We start from the raw sequence: 17,831 nt of genomic DNA, 5'->3' as shown, positions 1-17,831 counted from the left end.
CGGAGTCAGGGCGGGGCGATGCGGTCGCGGGGCTGCAGGGAACCGAGATGTGGCTGGCGATCGTCTGGTATCTCGCCGACCTCGTGGGATGCAGCGACCAGCTCGGCTATCGGCCGCGCGGCGTTCACCGTCCGCTGCGCGCGGTCGACGCGGGCTGACGAGCGGGCGTCGCCCGTCTCGTCAGCCCGGTGACCGAGGAATCCCTCAGGCCTGGCGTCGCCGGACGAACAGCACGAGGCCGGCAGCCACGAGCAGCAGGGCCGTGAGCGGCACGAGCGGCGAGACGCCTGAGCCGCCGGTCTTCGGCAGCTCACCCGTGTCCGTGCCGTCGCTGTCCGCGGTCGCGCTGCTGCCACTGTCCGCACCCGTGTCGCTGTCGTCGTCCGGTGCGCTCGCGTGGTTCACGACCGAGAAGGCGAGCGACTCGCCGCCGACGAGGTCGATGCTCGCCCAGCCATCGGCATCCGTCGTCAGGTCCTGTCCGTCGACCGTCCAGGTCGCCGTCCCCCAAGTCACATCGTCGACGGCCGGCGGTGCGACCTCGCGGATCCGCAGCGATGCTCCGGCCGGGAGGTCGGTGACCGAGACGCTCTCTCCGGCGGTGAGATCCGCCGTCTCGACCGCTCCACCGTCGATCGAGTACTCGATCGTGTAGACCGTGTCGTCCGGCACATCGGAGGCGGCGTCACCGGTGACGGTCTTGGTGACCGAGAACGCCGAGGTCGGCGTGCTGTTCGCGGTGTTCGTCATGGAGAGGGTGATCGGGTCGGCCTCTGCTCCTCCGTCCAGCTGCAGCGCGACGATGCCGGCAGGTCCCGCGACGAGATCCTCGCCGCCCGCGCTCCAGCTGACCGGACCCCAGGTGACGCCGTCGATCTCGGGGCGCGTCCCTTCATGCAGCTCGACGATCGTCCCCACCGGGAGGTAGGGCGAGGTCGCCGGGGTGTCGATGCCGGCGCTGAGCGTCTCCTGCGGGTCGAGGCCCACCGCCCAGAGCACCGGGAACACGGTGTCGGACGGCACGAGGTCAGCGGCATCCCCGACGACCTCCTTCTGCACCGAGAAGCGCGTCTGCTCGATGGCCGTGTTCGTCACCTCGACCTCAGCGGTCCCGCCGCTCACGACGAAGGAATCGGACGGGCTCCAGGTCGTCTCGCCCCAGACATAGGACGGCGGGAGAGTGTCGGTCTGCGGCTCGGCCTCGTTCAGGTGGATGACGGTGCCGATCGGGAATGTCACCAGGTCGCCGGCCGCGTCGACCGGACCGGCCGGGGTGCCGTCGGCGGGGATCTCGAACGCGCCCGTCTCGATGTCGCCGAGCGGCAGGCGGGCCGAGTAGTCGACCGTGAACGAGTCGACGAGCAGATCGTCCGGATCGATTCCGACCAGATCCTTGCTGACGGTGAAGGTGCCGATGCGCACGGCGTGATAGTTCGTGATCGTCCCGGAGACGGTGCCCTGATCGTCCGTGCCGATCACGAGCTCTCCGTTCGTGCTGCCGACCGGCGTCTCCCAGCGGATCCACTCCGGCGTAGGTGCGCCCAGCTCGCCGTAAGTGATCACGGTCCCGTAGGGGAACTGGAGCGGGTCGCCCGCGGCATCCACAGGTCCGACCGGCGTCCCGTCGCCCGGCAGGCGCAGGACACCGTCGGTCGTGACGCCGCCCGGGGTCGTCGCCGTCCAGGACACGCTGAATTCCAGTGCCTCGGGAAGGTGGATGCCGGATGCGAACTGCTTGTCCAGGACGAAGGTGCCCTGCTTGAGCTCGTTGACGGCTTCGATCACGATGTCGCCGGTGTCCGGCAGCGGAATAGAGGCGATCTCGTCGAAGCCACCGGGGCGGTACTCCTGCGTCTCGCCATCGACGGTCACCACGAAGACCGGTTCCTCCCAGTCCGCGGCGTCCGCCGGCGCGCCGTCCAGCGTCGGAACGTGCTCCGCGAGCTCCAGCGTCTCTGCGCCCGTCTCGACGTCGTCGAGCAGTTCGGGGTCGCCGAGCGGCAGCACCCGATCCGTGCGTGCAGGCGCTGGGTCGGTGTTGTAACCGACGCTGTACTCGTAGTCGGCGTCGGTGCCGATGGCGGACTTCACGATCGAGATCGTGCGCCCGGCATCATCCGGTGCCAGCGTGTTCGTGAGAGTGACGGCGACGGTCGTGTCGTCCTCGATCAAGAAGGTGCGACCGGGATCCCAGCCGGCGCCCACCCACCGGTAGCCATCAGGGGGGACGACGCCGGAGCGGTCCTCAGTGAGCACGATGCGCGTGCCGACGGGGAACTGCTCGTCGATCGTGACGGTCGTCCCGTCCAGTGGGACATCCGCCGTGCCTGAGTCGATCTGCTCGCCCGCGTAGAACGCCGTCCAATCCACCGGCACCGTGCCTTCGGGGTCGATGACAGTGTCGTCGCCCAGGACCTCGATCTCCTTCGCGATGCTGAAGGTTCCGGTCAGGGCAGCTGCCGTGTTGGAGACGATCACGTCGGCTGTGCCGGTGCCGACGGTGATCTCCGCCGGAGTGATCGTCGCATCCGTCCACTCATAGCCCGGTACGGACTCGGGGTCGAGCTCTTCGAAGGTGATGACCGTCCCGGTGGGGTACGAGCCGGCAGGCGCCACCCAGGAGCCGTCGGCCGGCACCTCGAGGGTTCCCGTCGTCTCGGTCCCGTCCGGCTCGGTGGCAGTGAAGTTCACGGTGAAGGTCGTGCCGGCGGGGAGCTGGTCGGCGTCGATTCCCTCGAGGTCCTTGCGGATGCGGAACGTGCCTTCCGAGGCGTTGCACGCGATCTGGCCGGCGAAGAGGAAGGAGTGCACCTCACCGCCTTCGAGCGTGACGTTGTTGCCGATGATCTGGCCGTCCAGCGGGGATGCGTTGACGGTCACGTTCGCATCGGGCGCGTAGATCGAGCCGTCCATGCGGGCGCCGGCTGCGTCGATCGAGACATCGCCGGTGACGGCGGAGAGGTCCCAGAGCGTGTACGGCGAGTAGGCGCCCTGCGGGTCGATGCGCGCGCCGGCGACCGACGTCGTGCCGGCCGGCACCCGGATGACGAGCGGGTTCTGCACGCCGGGCGTCGGGCCGGCGGAGAACTGGATGAGCGAGGCACCGGCGATGTCGGCGTAGTCGACCACGTTCACCTGGTCGGGGCTGAGGGGCGCGAGCACGGCGCGGTCGCCCGTGTTCTCCGACACGGCCACGGGGTACGCGGACGCGGGCAGACCGGCGAGGCAGGCGGCTGCGTCGTCGTAGGCCGCCTCGGCGTTCGTCTCGACGTAGTCGGCGACCGCGGTCGCCGAGGTGTCAGCCGTGTAGATGCTGCCGTCGCCCTCGGCGGATGCCGGAGGGGCCGCGTCATCGGGATACATCTGCGCCGTCGCGTCGATGATCGGCGTCTGGTCCGGGTTTGCGGGTGAGAGGTTGAGGCGCAGCCAGTCCGCGCGGGCCGATGCCTTCCACGGCCCGTCGCGTTCGACCATCTTCAGATCGCCCTGCAGTGCCGGGTCCGACGTGCCGGCACTCGTGATGGCCGTGATCCCACCGCTGGAGGGCGAGTACGAGCCGACGAGGAGCCGGGTGGGGTCGCCGTCGACCGACGGGATCGTGTAGTCGCCGGTGCCTGCCGCGACATGGATGATCGCATACTGGCTGTCGCCGGGCTTGGTTGCGACGCCTCCGGCTGCGATGCTGCCCTCGGTCTCCTGATTGCCGAGCGTGATGTCCTCGCGCGCGTAGACCGTGAAGCCGCCGTTCATCGCCAGCGGGTTGAAGGTGTCCGGGTACGCGGCCTGCGCCGGCGCTGGCACGGCGAGCGGGGCGACGACGACCGAGGCGAGCGCGAGAGCGCTGACAGTGAGGGTCGAGACGAGGCGGCGGGCGCGCCGAGCAGGGGTGTGCGGCATTCGACAGGTTCTCTCGTGGCATCGGGTGCGGCGGCTCGGGCGTGCCGACGTTGTTCCGAGGGTACCCGACCGCCAGGATTGGGACCGATTCCACGGAGGTGCAGACCGCCACCGCGAGACGTTCTGGACACTCGCGCCCGTCCTGGGTAGATTTGATTCAGAACCGAATGGATATGCAAATGACGCTGAATGCACCCGGGTCATCGACCGTTGGCCCGTCGCTCGTCCCCAGCTACTGGGAGAGCACGCGACCAGGGGAAGGGCGCCGCGCACCGCGGGCCGATGCGCTGACGGACGCCCCGGTGATCGACTTGAACGGCACCTGGCGTTTCCTCCTCAGTCCGACGGCCGAGGGCAGCGGCTCGGAGTTCGTGCGCGAGGACTTCGACGATTCCGCTTGGGACCCGATGCGTGTGCCGGCGCACTGGGTGCTCGAGGAGTTCACTCCGCTCGCCGGCGGGCCGCGACGACGCATGCTCGGCACGGAAGAGGGGCCGCTGTACACGAACACCGCATACCCGATCCCGTTGGACCCGCCGCGCGTGTCGACGGAGAACCCCACCGGCGACTACCGTCTCGAGTTCCACGTCCCGGAGGGGTTCGGCTCGGCCGTGCTCCGCTTCCAGGGCGTCGACTCCTGTGCGAAGGTCTGGCTGAACGGTGAGGAACTCGGCTGGTCGATGGGCTCGCGGCTCCCGTTCGAGTTCGATGCTCCGGTGCGCGTCGGCCGGAACGTGCTCGCCGTGCGCGTGCACCGCTGGTCGGCGGGCACCTACCTCGAGGATCAGGACATGTGGTGGTTGCCCGGCATCTTCCGCGACGTCGAGCTGATTGCCCGCCCGCAGGGCGCGATCGACGACCATTTCGTGCACGCCGACTACGACCACACCACCGGCCTCGGCATCCTGCGGGTGGATGCGTCTGTGGATGCCGAGGTGGAGATCCCCGAGCTCGGCATCCGGATGCCGGCGGGCGAGACCATCAGCCTGCCGGTCGAGCCGTGGAGCGCCGAGAGCCCGCGGCTATACCGCGGCACGCTGCGCTCGTCGGGCGAGAGCGTCGAACTCGCCGTCGGCTTCCGTCATGTCGAGATCGTGGACGGCGTCTTCACGGTCAACGGTCGCCCGGTCACGTTCCGCGGTGTCAACAGGCATGAGCATCATCCGGACACCGGCCGAACGCTGGACCGGGAGACCATGATCCGTGACATCGTGCTGATGAAGCAGGCGAACGTGGATGCCGTGCGCACGAGTCACTATCCGCCGCACCCGGAGTTCATCCGGCTGTGCGACGAGTACGGGCTCTGGGTGGTCGTCGAAGTGGACCTCGAGACGCATGGGTTCATCTACGAGGGCTGGGAGCACAACCCGCCAGCGCTGCCGCAGTGGCGCGATGCGCTCATGGACCGTCTGGCGCGCACGGTCGAGCGCGACAAGAACCGTCCGAGCGTCGTGGTCTGGTCGCTCGCGAACGAGAGCATGACCGGAGACGGTTTCGCCGAGATGCGCCGTTGGCTCGATGAGCGCGATCCGTCGCGCGCCGTTCTGTACGAGCGCGACCCGCGCTATCGCGACTCGGATTTCTATTCGCTCATGTACCCGTCCCTCGAGCTGCTCGAACAGATCGGACGGCGGGAGGAACCGCGCGGCGGTCGGCTGAGCATGCACGGCATGGTGTTCGATGCCGAGGACGATGCCCCCGACGGGATCTCGGACGCGGACGACGAGCGCCGCCGTGGCCTGCCGTTCCTGCTGGTCGAGTACGCCCACGCGATGGGAAACGGCCCCGGCGGACTGCAGGACTACTGGAACATCATCCGCCGCTACGACCGGTTGTGCGGAGCGTTCGTCTGGGAGTGGATCGACCACGGCTTCACCGCGCACGCCGAAGACGGCACGGCCTGGACGATGCACGGCGACGATGTGGATTACGAGCCGCGCGGCGGGAGGTTCGGCCTGCACGGGCTCGTCTTCAGCGATCGCACGCCGACCCCGGGACTCGTCGAACTGACCAAGGCCCACGAGACGGTGCCGATCGAGGTCGATGCGGACGCCGTGACGATCGCGAATCAGCGGCACAGCACGACGACCGAAGACCTCGTGTTCCGCTGGTCTGCGGAGATCGACGGCGTGGTCGTTGCGGCCGGCATCCTGGGCGTGCCCGTTCTGGAACCGGACCACCGGGTCGCGGTGGCGGTTCCGGATGCCGCGATCGCCGCCCTGGCGTCGAGCGATCAGCGGGGAGACGCCGTGCTGACCGTCGAGGCGGGGCTCGCCGCCGAGACGTCGTGGGCCCCCACCGGACACGTCGTGTCCTGGGGACAGCACGTCGTCCGCCGCGGAGTGCTTCCCGTGAAGACGCTGCCAACGCGGCGCGCATCGTCCTCGGGCGAGCACGTCGTGGGACCAGCGGTCCTCGATGCGACGACGGGGCGCCTGCGGCGCCTCGGCGGCCTGGAACTGGACGGACCCGTGCTCGATCTGCACAGGGCGCCAACGGAGAACGATCGCGGACAGGGCGACACCAACAACCTCGCCGCCGTCTGGCGCAAGACCATGCTCGATCGGTTGCTGCACCGGGTGGACTCCGTGTCCGCCGAGGAGGACCGCCTTACAGTGCGGGGCCGGACCGCGCCGCGAACGCATCCGCACGGAGTCGACTGGACCATGACGTGGACGCCCGAGGGTGAAGGTGTCCAGCTGGCGGTGGAGGTCGATTTCGTCGGGCCGTGGACACATACGCCCTACATGGACCGCGACATCCCCGTGCCCCGCCTCGGGCTGCTGTTCGGGCTTCCCGCGGCCGCCGCCCAGGCGACCTGGTTCGGGCGAGGCCCCGGTGAGACGTACGCCGATTCGTACGAGGGGTCGCGCATCGGGCGCTTCACCTCATCGATCGATGGGCTGCAGGTGCCTTACCCCGTGCCGCAGGAGAACGGCAATCACACCCGGACACGCTGGCTCGAGGTCGTCGGCGACGATCTGCCGACGCTCAGGGTGGAGGGGGCCCCCGAGTTCGACTTCACCGCTCGTCGCTGGACGTCGCACGATCTCGAGCGCGCGGACAAGCCGCAGGAGTTGGTCGATTCGGGCCGCGTGTGGCTGAACATCGATCACGCCCAGCAAGGGCTCGGTTCCGCGTCGGTGGGCCCGGCCCTGCCCGACCGCTATCGGATTCCGCGCGAGCGGGCGAGCTGGAGCGTGCTCCTCGGCGTGCGTTGAGTCGGGGGCGAAGCCCGCTCAACGAGCGACGGGGAGGGAGGCGACGTCCACGAACAGGCTGTCGGCGCCGACCTGCCCGCCCTTGAGCAGCAGGTCGATCCCGTCGATCAGGGCATCGCCGCTGTGACCGCGCAGGATCACGACGTTCCCCCACGGATTCGCCGCGATCGACAGGGCATCGATACCCAGCAGTCGCGTCACACGGCTCGAGGTGTCGCCGCCGCATACGATCACCCGACGGGTCGCTCCGGCGCGCACAGCCGCATCGATGACGGATGCCGCGGTATCCGCGATCGTCTCCAGGACGGGACGATCGGCGACGGCATCGGTGTCGGCGTCGTCGGAGGTGAGGACCACACCGCGCCCACCGCGAAGCGCCTCGATCACGATGGGCGATGCGTTCGCTCCGTCAAGAGGGAGCGGTGCGACGAGCCAGCCCGCCGCGGCCGCGGCATCCGCCTGCCGTCTGGTCTGCGCGGACCGACTGCCGGAGACGACGAGCACCGGTCCGCCTGTCGCCGTCTCCTGCGGGATCGTCTGGTCCGTGCGCGGCGATGCCGCCGCGACGCCGTGCGACAGGCCGCCGGAACCGATCGCGAACACCGGCCGCGGCAGCTGCTGCAGAGCGCGGCCGACTTTCTCCAGATCGAGATCCGTGAGCGCATCAAGGACGACTCCGGCTGCGGTGGCGGCTCGCAGGCGCGCCGGCAGGTCGCCGTACTCGGGCAGGGGCACGGATTCGATCACGGCATCCGTCTGGCGGCCGATGTGCACGGCCAGATCGGCCTCCGTCATCGGGGTGGTCGGGTGGTGCGACATCGTCGGCTGACGGTCCAGACGATGAACGGTGCCGCGCTCCGCCGCGAAATGCTGCCCGAAGACGGTGTAGCGGCCGAAGTCGGGCTGGGCGAACAGCATCGGCACGGTGCGTGCGCCGAAGACCTCCCTGCCCAGTTCGATGACGCGACCAAGGCTGCCGACGTCGGGCGCTGAATCGGCCGTCGAGCATGCCTTGTACTGCACGAGATCCGGCGCCAGAGCAGCGAACGCCTCCAGGACCGGTCGCAGTTCGGCCTCCATCTCGGCCGGCCGCAGCGAGCGCGAGATGCCGGCGACGCCGATGACGTCCACATCCGATGCCGCGCGCTGAAGCGCCGCGGCATCCGGCAGTGTGGTGAACAGGCGACCGGTCCAGCCGCGCCTCGCGAACTGCAGAAGCGCATCGACGCTGCCGGTGAAGTCGTCACCGTAGAACGCGACGACGCCGCGCGACGAGCTAGACACGGACGGGGCCGAACCGTTCGGCTGCGCGACGGATGGCCTCGGACGCGGCGAAGGCGTCGTCGACGCTCTCACCGCGCGCGGCCGATGCCCACGCCTCGCGCATGCTGGCGACGCCGCCGGTCGCGCCGTCGGGGTGGCCGTGGATTCCACCGCCGGCGAGCACGAGCAGATCGGTGGTCCGCACGGCGTCGTAGGTGGCGTGCGCGAGGCCGGCCCACTGCCCCGAGGACAGCACCGGAACCGTCGGCGTGAGGCCGAGGAGGGGCTCGCGCACCGCGGCGATGGAGTCGAGCACCTGGTCATCCGTCTCGTAGAACTTGTTGCTGATGCCGTTGGTGTGCAGGTGGTCGGCGCCGGCGAGGCGGGCCAGCTTCTGCCACGCCCGGAATCCTATCCCCACCTGATCCGAGCGCCCGAACGACCCGAACATCGCGCGGTGTCCGTGGATCGGGACCTCGCTGTGCCCACGCAGGAACTCGAGCCCCGGGATGCCGATGAGATTGATGCACGCCATGACGGCTGTGCCGCCGGCCGCGACGACGAGATCGTGGTTGGCCTCGAGGCGGCCGATGTCGTCAGTGATGTTGAAGGCGTACATCGGCTTGCGACCGGTGCGGTCCGCGTACCGTTCGAGCACGGGCATCACGGCTTTGACGCGCTCGGCGAGCGGAGCGGACGGTCCGTTGCCCTGGAGCTCGTCGTCCTTGATGAAGTCGATCCCCGCCTCGGCGAGCTGTCCGACCACCTCGGCGAGGTCGCCGGGGGAGAGCCCGATGCTCGGTTTCACGATCGTGCCGATCATGGTCCCGTTCGGCCTCCCCAGGAGGCGACGCGTCCCCTCCACGCCGAAGGCGGGGCCGGGGTAGCGCTGGGCGAACGCGACAGGCAGGTCCAGATCGATGAGACGGATCGCCGAGAGCTCCTTGATCTCGAAGAGGTTGCCCGCGACGGCGGCGAGGAGGTTGGGCAGCGAGGGACCGAAGTTGGCGAGCGGGAAGCGCAGGCGGAGGATCGCCCTCCGTCTCAGCGCCGGGTCGCCCACCGCCCCTGGCAGGGGTGTCGAGCCGGTGAGAGGCACTTCCTGGATCGACTCCACTTGAGCGGCGAATCGTGCGCGCAGATCGTCGGACTCGCGCTCCACCCGGACGAACGTGCCCGTCGATTGCTCGCCGGCGAGGACTTCGGCGGCATGCTGCAGCGGAAGGGAGGTCTCGATGATGTACGTCGCGACGACGTGCTGAGGTTCCATGCGCGTCACCAGACCAGGGGGAGCCATACGGACATCTCGCCGGCGCCGCGGTTGCCCCACGCGAAGTACGGTACGAGGCGGACGGCAGCGGACGAGGGCTCGACATCGACGAGGTCGGCGTAGAGCGAGTCCTCGTCTGTACGCGGGAGAATCGCGATCTCGGTCTCGAGGGCGATGACGGTGTGTCCGGTGACTTCGGCCTCCACGGGCACGAAGGCGGTGCCGCGGCGGAACGCTGCCTGCTCCAGAGCCACACCGTCCGGCAGGTCTGCGCTCTCCAAGCAGTACACGACGGGGCCACGGCGCACCGCGATCTGGTTCGTCGTCTCCTCGGCGAGGCGATGACCGCGCAGCACGCGCACCGGCATCGGGAGCGTCAGCTCGATCACATCGCCAGGGGCCCATTCGCGCTCGATGCGCGTGTAGGACGCCGGCGCGCCGATCGCGACGGGGTCGCCGTTCACGGTGAGCGCGGCATCCGATGACCAACCGGGGATGCGCAGGTGCAGGGGAACGCGTCCGTCCGCGGCCGTGACGGTGAAGCGGACGGTCTCGCCCCAGGGGTAGGCCCCCTCTTCGCGAAGCCCCAGCCGGCCATGCGCCGTCGTGACATCGATCGAACTGCCGCCGTAGAGGTGCACGAACAGGCCGTCGTCGCTCACCGATGCCGCTCGCTCGTGGAAGCGCGCGAGCGTGCGAGCGATGTTCGGGGGGCAGCAGAAGCAGCTGAGGTAGGACTCCCTCAGCCGTTCGTCCGAGGGGGGCGGCGGCGGCGTCGGGTGCAGCGCAGTATCGCCCGGCCGCCGCAGCGGGTACGGCAGATCGCGTACCTGGCGAAGCGGGTTCGTGTAGAAGTACTCCGACCCCGCGAGGCTGATGCTGGAGAGCAGGCTGTTGAACGCGACCTGCTCGATCACGTCCGCGTACTGCGCGTCACCGGTGAGCGCCAGCATCCGCTCCGCCCAGAAGATGAGTCCGATGTTGGCGCAGGACTCGTTGTGGGCGGTGGTGTGCGGCAGCTGATATGCGCGTCCGTACGACTGATGCACGCGACTGATCTGGCTCTGCCATGGCGAGCCGTCGGGTGAGGCGCCATCGTAGAGCGCTCCTGCGCCGCCGGTGATGTACAGCTTGGTGTCGACGACGTCGCGCCACAGTCGAGCGAGGACGGCCTGCAGCTCGTCGTCCCCTGTCTCGGCGACGAGATCGGCAAGACCCGCGTACAGGTAGTTGGCGCGCACGGCGTGCCCGGCGACCGCGGTCTGCTCGCGCACCGGGAGGCGGTCCTGGTTGTCGTCGCCGCCCTCGAAGTCGTCGCGCACGCGCACGAACGCCTCGGACAGGCGCAGGTACCGTTCATCTCCGGTCGCCCGGTAGAGGTCGATCACGGCCATGTAGTGCGACGGGCAGATCGCGCTGCGTGCGAGTTCGAGCGGCTTGTTCGTCGCGAGATCCTCGAGGAACGACGCCGCCTTGCGGGCGGCATCCAGCAAGGTCGTCGATCCGGTGACCTCGTAGTGCCGGACGCCGGCGGTGATGAGGTGGCCGAGATTGTAGGTCTCGAAGTTGAATCGATCGGCGAGCTCGATGGCCTCCTGCCGATTGCGGCTCGAGATCACCGTCGGCGTGTGCAGGTAGCCGTCGTCGCGCTGCACCGAGGCAATGAGCGACGCGATCTCCTCGATGCGTGCGGCGAGCTCGGGATCGGGATCCGTCTCGAGGCGCGCGATCGCGGCCTCCAGCCACTTGTAGAAGTCGCCGTCCATGAAGGGCGGGCCCGAGTGCTCGCCCTCCTCCTGTCCGGCCGCGATGCGGAAGTTGGTCAGGCCGGGGCTGACGCTCGGGTCGCTCAGCGAGGACCAGATCTGCGGGATGGTGACGTCACGGGTGCGCTCGTGCACGCCTCCCCAGAATCCGCTCGTCCATCGTGCGCCTGCGGCATCCAGTGGACGCAGGCGAGCATGCGCTCGCGGCGAAGTCGTCGCGGTCATTTGGGCCCCTTCCCGGTGGCGTTCACGTCACTGCAATCATGATTTGACCATGAAGTGAATAGAATTTCAACCCTGACTGTTGACACACTACGGATTTTTTCCTACTGTCGTCGTTGTACCTTTCGCACCCGTCAAGGAGGACGCCCCATGGACTCACGCAGCAATCGTCGCCGAATCGTGGCGCTCGGCATCGCACTGGCAGCGGTCGTCCCGCTCGCCGCGTGCGCCGGCGACAACGGCGGCACCGGATCCGAGGGCGGATCCGGCGCCGACCCCGACACCTTCACCGTCATGACGGCGAACGAGAACCCGGTCCTCGAGGAGCAGCTCACCGCACTCGCGGAAGGCGCATGCACCGCCGAGAACGAGGCGCTTCCGCTCGAGCATCAGAAGGTCGCCCAGGCGGACACCGTTCAGAAGATCACGCTGCTCGCGAGCCAGGACGCCCTTCCGACGCACACCATCGCGGGCACGGCCCTGATCCGTCCGGACGGCGACCTCGGCAAGGCCGGTCTCGTCGGGGACCTCAAAGCCGCTCTCGAAGAGGCCGGCGCCTGGGACAACGTCCTCCCCGCGGCCGAATCCACGGTCGAGCAGGTGTACGGCGGCTTCGTCTCGATGCCGTACCAGTACAACATCGAGGGCATCTTCTACAACAAGCAGATCTTCGCCGACAACGGCGTCGAGGAGCCGCAGACCTGGGATGACCTCATCGATGCATCGGCCACGCTGCAGGACGCCGGTGTCGTTCCGATGACCGAGGCCGGCGCGAACGGCTGGCCGCTGACGCGCATCATGGGCCTTTACATCTATCGCAATGTCGGCCCCGAAGCCATGACGGCGATCCAGGACGGCTCGGCGAAGCTGACCGACCCGGAGTACGTCGCCGGTGCGCAGGCGCTGGCGGACTACGCGGATGCGGGATACTTCGGCGAGGGCTTCACCACCCGTGACGGCGACACCTCGTCGAACATGTTCCTCACCGGCAAGGCGGCGATGACGTACGACGGCACCTGGCTCCTCAGTGCCATCAACGATCCGGAGCGGAACCAGATCGGCGGCGAGAACGTCGGCTTCATGCCTTTCCCTGCCGTCGAGGGCGGCGAGGGCTCGATCGAACAGTACCCGGCCAACGCCGGCGCTCCCATGATCGTCAATGCGAAGCAGTTCGGCCCGAAGGTCCAGGACTGGATCAGCTGCATCGCGGAGAACTACGGCCAGCAGGCGCTGCAGGATGCCGGCGTCATCTCCGGATTCAAGGTCAACGGCGAGGTCACCGACCTCTCGGAGAACACCGCCGAGATCCAGGAGCGCATCGCGGGCATCGACGAGACCGTCCTGTGGTTCGAAGCGCTGTTCGACCCGAAGAGCAACTCGCTGGCCTCGACGAACGCGACCCTGCTGACCACGGGCCAGATGACCGCCGAGGACTACATGAAAGAGCTCCAGGCGAGCATCGACGCCAACAGCTGACCCGACGCCGGCCTCCTGGAGACTCTCTCGCCTCCGGGAGGCCGGCTCCTTCCCTGAGAGAAAGCAGTTCGAGGATGAACTCGATCTTCGGAGATCGCAAGACGATCTTCATCCTGCTCGCCCCGGCACTCCTGCTGTACACGCTGCTCAAGATCGTGCCCGTGCTGTGGTCGTTCGGCCTGTCCTTCTTCGAGGGGAACACGCTGCGCGGCTTCGAGTGGGTCGGCTTCGCGAACTTCGCGACCTTCTTCACCGACGGTGCGGCTCTGCAGTCGATGTGGGTGAGCGTCTTCTTCGCGATCGTCGCGACGGTCGGGCAGGTCGCGCTGGGGTACGGTCTCGCCCTGCTCTACGTCTTCGTGCTGCGCAAGGGATCGTCGTTCGTGCGCACGATCGTGTTCTTCCCGACGGTGCTGCCGACCGTCGCCGTCGCCCTGCTCTTCAAGAGCTTCGTGGCCGTCGGCGAGAATCAGGGGCCGGTCAACGACATCATCAATTTCTTCGGCGGCGACAGCGTCGAGGTGCTCGCGTCGACTGTCGGGACGATGTCGACCGCGATCGTCATGACGCTGTGGGGGTCGATGGGCTTCTACGCCGTTCTGCTGTACGCGGGTCTTCTCGATATCCCGGAGGAGGTCATCGAGTCCGCGCGTCTGGACGGCGCGAACGGCTTGAAGCTCGTCCGGCACATCATCGTCCCGCTGTCGCTTCCGATCCTGATGTCCTCGATCATCTTCAGTCTGAACTCCACGCTCAAGGTCTTCGACAGCCTGCTCGCCCTGAACGGCGGCGGCCCCGGCACATCCACCGCGCCGCTCACGCTCTACATGTACCGCACGGCGTTCGAGTACGCGGAGTACGGATACGGGTCGACGATCGCGATGGTGCTGACTCTGCTCTGCCTGGTGTTCACCCTGGCGATCTTCCGATCTTCTCGACGCAAGGCGGAGGCCTGATATGACGATCACCCACACGGATGCGGCGGCCACCGTCGCGGTCCCCACCCATCGCCGGCCCACCCAGACGCGCCGTACAGCCGTGCGCCTGATCCGGCGCGTGCCGGTCTGGCTCATCGTGGCCCTGCTCATGGTGGTGGTGCTCTATCCGCAGGTGTGGATGGTGCTCGGCTCGTTCAAGACCCAGGCTGAGTTCCTCTCCAACCCTGCGCTGTCCCTGCCCGAGACCTGGCGGTTCGACAACTACATCCAGGCGCTCACCAACGGGAACGTCGGCCAGAACTACCTCAACAGCATCATCGTCACGATTCCCTCCGTTCTGCTCATCGTGTTCATCGGCGTCGCGGCGGGATATGCGCTCGAGGTCATGATCTGGAAGGGCAGGGGCGGCGTCCTGCTGTACGTGCTGGCGGGGATCATGGTCCCGGGGCAGATGATCCTCGTGCCACTGTTCATCGTGTACTTCCGCATGGGCATCACGGACACGCTGCTTCCGCTGATCATCACCTACACGGTGATGGGTCTTCCGCTGACGACGTTCCTGATGGCGACGTACTTCCGCTCGGTTCCGCGGGAGATCTTCGAAGCGGCGACGGTGGATGGCTCCGGCCCGCTGCGGTCGTTCTTCGTGATCGGCATCCCGATGATGAAGAACGCCATCCTCACCGTCGGTCTGGTGCAGTTCTTCAGCGTCTGGAACGATCTGCTCATCGCGCTGACCTTCACGACGCGCCCCGACCTGGCGACGATCCAGGTGGGTCTGCTGAGCCTGAGCGACGAGTACGGATCGACGCAGTACGGCCCGCTTTTCGCGGCCGTGAGCATCAACATCGTCGTCCTTCTGATCGTGTTCCTCGCGCTCAACAAGAAGATCATGGCCGGCATGGCCGGCGGTGCCATCAAGGGCTGAGACTTGGGAGACTGGAAGACATGACCGAACCCCGCATTGCTTTTCTGCACACCGGAGCGGTGAACATCGCGCCGTTCGGCGCCCTGGCGGCCGAGTTCCTGCCTGGTGCCACGGTCGTGAACTATCTCGACGATCGCATCGTGGCCGACCTCGGCGATGAAGGGCTCGCGGATTCGGTGCCGGAGCGCATCGAGGATCTCGTCCGCGCAGCTGCCGCAGGCGGAGCGGATGCCGTGATGTTCACGTGCTCGTCGATCTCCGAACTCGCCGCTCCCGCGGCAGTCGCAGCGGGCATCCGGGTGCTGCGGGTCGACGAGGCCATGGCGGATGCTGCGGTCGCCGCCGGACGCAGGATCCGCGTGCTCGCGACCCTGCCGACCACCTGCCGACCGACGCTCGGTCTGCTCCAGGAGCGCGCGGGCCTCTCCGGAGCCGATCCGGAGCTGAGCAGCGAGGTGATCGACGGCGCCTTCGAAGCGATCGTGAGCGGTGACCGCACGACGCATGACCGACTTGTCGGGGCGGCGATCGAGCGCGGTGCGGCCGAGGCCGACGTGATCGTACTGGCGCAGGCGTCCATGGCGACCGCGGCCGAGGCCGTGTCCGTCGACGTTCCGGTCCTCACGAGCCCTCGGCTCGGTGTGGAGCGGCTGGCCGCGGCGCTGAAGTCCGAGCGCTAGACCGGCAGTCGCTGGAGTTCGGCCGTCAGGCGTTCGCCCATCAGTCGGTACCCTGCGGCGTCGGGATGGACCCCGTCTGACAGCAGGTGGCTTTCGTCGACGCCCAGGATGCCCGGCCCGGCGATGAGGTGGAGCATCTCATCCTCCGTGCCGGCGACGACCTCGGCGATGGCCTCGCGCAGCAGCTCCAACGTGGCGCCGACCGCGTTGGGTGTGCACTCGAGGCCCGGTGCCGCGATCGGGGTGATCACCGCGATCGGCGCGGACGGATGCGCCGCACGCACCTGGTCGATCAGGCCGGCGACCTGCGGGGCGAACGTGCGCGGTGACATCGACGCGTTGCCCATCACGTTGATCCCGAGGCAGAGGCTGATGATGTCGGCAGGTACGGCTGCGATCGTGCGAGTCGATATCGGGTCGAGATGGCACTGGCCGCCGAAACCGAGGCATGTCAGGTCCCAGTCGAGTGCGCGCGCGACGAGCGCCGGCCATGTCTCGCTCGGCCCGTCGGCGGCGTTGCACTGCGAGATGGAGGATCCGTAAGTCGTCCACCGGGTGCGTGATGGCGCGGAGGGAGCGGCCTCCGCGCTCAGCTGGACCGAACGGATCCATGTCTCGCCGACCTGCGGAAGCCAGACCTGGACCCGATGTCTTCCTGCCGGCAGTGCGACGCCGACCGCGAAGGGTCCGGAGGTGAGGTCGATCCGCCGATGCAGCTCTCCGTCGACCACGACATCGATGCGCGCGTCGCGCGGGATGTCGAGCAGGAGATCGCCGTGCAGGGCGAGGCTGTCGCTGTCCGTGTCGATGTCCAACCGGACTCCGACGGACTGACGCGCGTTCGTGATCAGCTCGGGAGCGAACGCACGGTTCACGAGCTCCGGCAGCAATCGCCAGGCGCGCATCGCGCCGTCGCGTTCCTCCCAGCCCACCGCCCCGCGCCAGGCATCGGGGCGGGTGTCGGGTCGGAGATCATGCGCCACGACCGTCGATCGTAGTCCAACCGCGAAGGATTGAGCAATCGTTATTCGCGACATTCCTCCGATCGTATTCAGGACCCCATTCGTCAGGATGCCGGGGTCGGTGAATCGTTTGTGCGCGTGACCGTCCGACCGATAGGATTCCAGAATGGTCACACTGCGGGATGTCGCCGGCCATGCCGGCGTCTCGGTCTCGGTGGTTTCGCGCGTGCTCAACTCCGATCCGTCGGTCAGAATCCGGCCCGAGACGCGGCAGCGCATCCTCGATTCGGCGCAACTGCTCAGATACTCCCCCAACTCCGCCGGACGTTCTCTGCGGCGATCGCGCACGCATATGCTCGCGTTCGTCGTGCCCGACGTGACCAACGCCACGTTCACGGATCTCGTGAACGGGGTGGAGTCGCGCGCGCTGGATCACGACTATTCCGTCGTGCTGGCATCGAGTCCGCGCATGCAGCCGGGCAGTGCCGGCTTCGCCCGGTTGCTGAACGAACGGCTCGTGGACGGGGTGCTGCTGCAGAAGGGCGACGAAGCGCCACTCGACCTCGTGGCGCGAGCGCTCTCGCATCCCGAGCGCACCGTGCTGATCAACTCGGGCCCCGTCGACGGCGTGACCACCCTCGCGATCGACGACGTCGCCGCCGGGGCACTCGCCGCGCAGCACCTGATCGAACTCGGACACACGCGGATCGGATACGTCGGCGGCGTTGCGACCTCCGATACCAGCGATCGACGACGCGCGGGGGTCGAGCAGGCACTGGGGGCGGCAGGCCTGGTGCTGCCGCCTGAGCACACGACCGCCTTGGGCTACACATATCGATCGGCTCGCGATGCCGCGCGGCTCCTGCTCGGCCGCCAGCCCGCTCCGACCGCCGTCGTCGTCGCCAACGTGAATGCCGGTATCGGAGTGCTCACGGAGGCGGCTCAGATGGGGATCCGAGTGCCAGAGGATCTTTCCGTCGTCGCGATCCACGACATCTGGCCGGCGATCACATCCGCGCCCGCACTGACCACCGTGAGGTTGCCGATGGCGAACCTCGGGGCCGCTGCGGTGGACCTCCTGCTGGCCGGGCTCGAAACGGCCGGAGCCGCCGGAGGGCCCCCGCGCGCCACCAGCGGAATCGTCGACGATCCCGCCCCTGAACTGGTGCTGCGCGCATCGACCGCCCCTCCAGGACGGGCCTGAGCGC

General features: G+C 68.3%; 11 protein-coding genes. 6 read left to right on the top strand and 5 right to left on the bottom strand.

Annotated elements, in window-relative coordinates:
* Positions 1-204: 204 nt before the first annotated feature.
* On the bottom strand, positions 205-3,897 hold the full coding sequence (locus ACWAT3_RS12510; protein ID WP_460798881.1) for a DUF5979 domain-containing protein: 3,693 nt from the start codon (positions 3,895-3,897) through the stop codon (positions 205-207).
* A 179-nt stretch (positions 3,898-4,076) separates the two neighbouring features.
* Between ACWAT3_RS12510 and ACWAT3_RS12505 the strand changes: the two genes are divergently transcribed.
* Positions 4,077-7,118, top strand: coding sequence for a glycoside hydrolase family 2 TIM barrel-domain containing protein (locus ACWAT3_RS12505; RefSeq protein ID WP_460798879.1), 3,042 nt, complete (start codon positions 4,077-4,079; stop codon positions 7,116-7,118).
* Between the two features lie 18 nt (positions 7,119-7,136).
* Here the strand turns inward: ACWAT3_RS12505 and ACWAT3_RS12500 are convergent, their stop codons facing one another.
* Genes ACWAT3_RS12500 through ACWAT3_RS12490 form a run of 3 tightly spaced genes read right to left on the bottom strand, consistent with a single transcriptional unit; the run spans position 7,137 to position 11,642 of the window.
* Positions 7,137-8,402 (bottom strand): four-carbon acid sugar kinase family protein, encoded by a 1,266-nt coding sequence (locus ACWAT3_RS12500; RefSeq protein WP_460798878.1) that lies wholly within the window; start codon positions 8,400-8,402, stop codon positions 7,137-7,139.
* Entirely contained in the window at positions 8,395-9,651 is a 1,257-nt protein-coding gene (locus ACWAT3_RS12495) for a RuBisCO large subunit C-terminal-like domain-containing protein (RefSeq protein ID WP_460798876.1), read from the bottom strand. Before ACWAT3_RS12495 ends, ACWAT3_RS12500 begins: the two co-directional genes overlap by 8 nt.
* 5 nt (positions 9,652-9,656) lie before the next feature.
* Positions 9,657-11,642, bottom strand: coding sequence for a glycoside hydrolase family 127 protein (locus ACWAT3_RS12490; RefSeq protein ID WP_460798875.1), 1,986 nt, complete (start codon positions 11,640-11,642; stop codon positions 9,657-9,659).
* A 147-nt stretch (positions 11,643-11,789) separates the two neighbouring features.
* Between ACWAT3_RS12490 and ACWAT3_RS12485 the strand changes: the two genes are divergently transcribed.
* The 4 genes from ACWAT3_RS12485 (at position 11,790) to ACWAT3_RS12470 (ending at position 15,661) form a co-directional block, all read left to right on the top strand.
* A complete protein-coding gene (locus ACWAT3_RS12485) occupies positions 11,790-13,115 on the top strand; it encodes an ABC transporter substrate-binding protein (RefSeq protein ID WP_460798873.1) in 1,326 nt (441 codons plus the stop codon).
* Between the two features lie 74 nt (positions 13,116-13,189).
* Positions 13,190-14,071, top strand: a complete 882-nt coding sequence (locus ACWAT3_RS12480) for a carbohydrate ABC transporter permease (RefSeq protein WP_460798871.1) — start codon at positions 13,190-13,192, stop codon at positions 14,069-14,071.
* Between the two features lies 1 nt (position 14,072).
* Positions 14,073-14,981, top strand: a complete 909-nt coding sequence (locus tag ACWAT3_RS12475; RefSeq protein ID WP_460798870.1) for a carbohydrate ABC transporter permease — start codon at positions 14,073-14,075, stop codon at positions 14,979-14,981.
* A 20-nt stretch (positions 14,982-15,001) separates the two neighbouring features.
* On the top strand, positions 15,002-15,661 hold the full coding sequence (locus ACWAT3_RS12470; RefSeq protein WP_460798868.1) for an aspartate/glutamate racemase family protein: 660 nt from the start codon (positions 15,002-15,004) through the stop codon (positions 15,659-15,661).
* Here the strand turns inward: ACWAT3_RS12470 and ACWAT3_RS12465 are convergent.
* Entirely contained in the window at positions 15,658-16,644 is a 987-nt protein-coding gene (locus ACWAT3_RS12465; RefSeq protein WP_460798867.1) for a GDSL-type esterase/lipase family protein, read from the bottom strand. The genes ACWAT3_RS12470 and ACWAT3_RS12465 overlap by 4 nt on opposite strands.
* 145 nt (positions 16,645-16,789) lie before the next feature.
* Here ACWAT3_RS12465 and ACWAT3_RS12460 point away from each other — a divergent pair, with 145 nt between their 5' ends.
* A complete protein-coding gene (locus tag ACWAT3_RS12460) occupies positions 16,790-17,827 on the top strand; it encodes a LacI family DNA-binding transcriptional regulator (RefSeq protein ID WP_460798865.1) in 1,038 nt (345 codons plus the stop codon).
* The last annotated feature ends 4 nt before the right edge of the window (positions 17,828-17,831 follow it).

Source organism: Microbacterium sp. GXF0217 (assembly GCF_054798195.1).
Note: the sequence above shows the minus strand (reverse complement) of the source record. Positions and strands in the feature narration are given on the sequence as shown.

What these genes read in the sequence shown, in the direction of transcription:
- ACWAT3_RS12510 (WP_460798881.1), bottom strand. Translation starts at nt 3,897, where the DNA reads ATGCCGCACACCCCTGCTCGGCGCGCCCGCCGCCTCGTCTCGACCCTC.
- ACWAT3_RS12505 (WP_460798879.1), top strand. Translation starts at nt 4,077, where the DNA reads ATGACGCTGAATGCACCCGGGTCATCGACCGTTGGCCCGTCGCTCGTC.
- ACWAT3_RS12495 (WP_460798876.1), bottom strand. Translation starts at nt 9,651, where the DNA reads ATGGAACCTCAGCACGTCGTCGCGACGTACATCATCGAGACCTCCCTT.
- ACWAT3_RS12490 (WP_460798875.1), bottom strand. Translation starts at nt 11,642, where the DNA reads ATGACCGCGACGACTTCGCCGCGAGCGCATGCTCGCCTGCGTCCACTG.
- ACWAT3_RS12485 (WP_460798873.1), top strand. Translation starts at nt 11,790, where the DNA reads ATGGACTCACGCAGCAATCGTCGCCGAATCGTGGCGCTCGGCATCGCA.
- ACWAT3_RS12480 (WP_460798871.1), top strand. Translation starts at nt 13,190, where the DNA reads ATGAACTCGATCTTCGGAGATCGCAAGACGATCTTCATCCTGCTCGCC.
- ACWAT3_RS12475 (WP_460798870.1), top strand. Translation starts at nt 14,073, where the DNA reads ATGACGATCACCCACACGGATGCGGCGGCCACCGTCGCGGTCCCCACC.
- ACWAT3_RS12470 (WP_460798868.1), top strand. Translation starts at nt 15,002, where the DNA reads ATGACCGAACCCCGCATTGCTTTTCTGCACACCGGAGCGGTGAACATC.
- ACWAT3_RS12460 (WP_460798865.1), top strand. Translation starts at nt 16,790, where the DNA reads ATGGTCACACTGCGGGATGTCGCCGGCCATGCCGGCGTCTCGGTCTCG.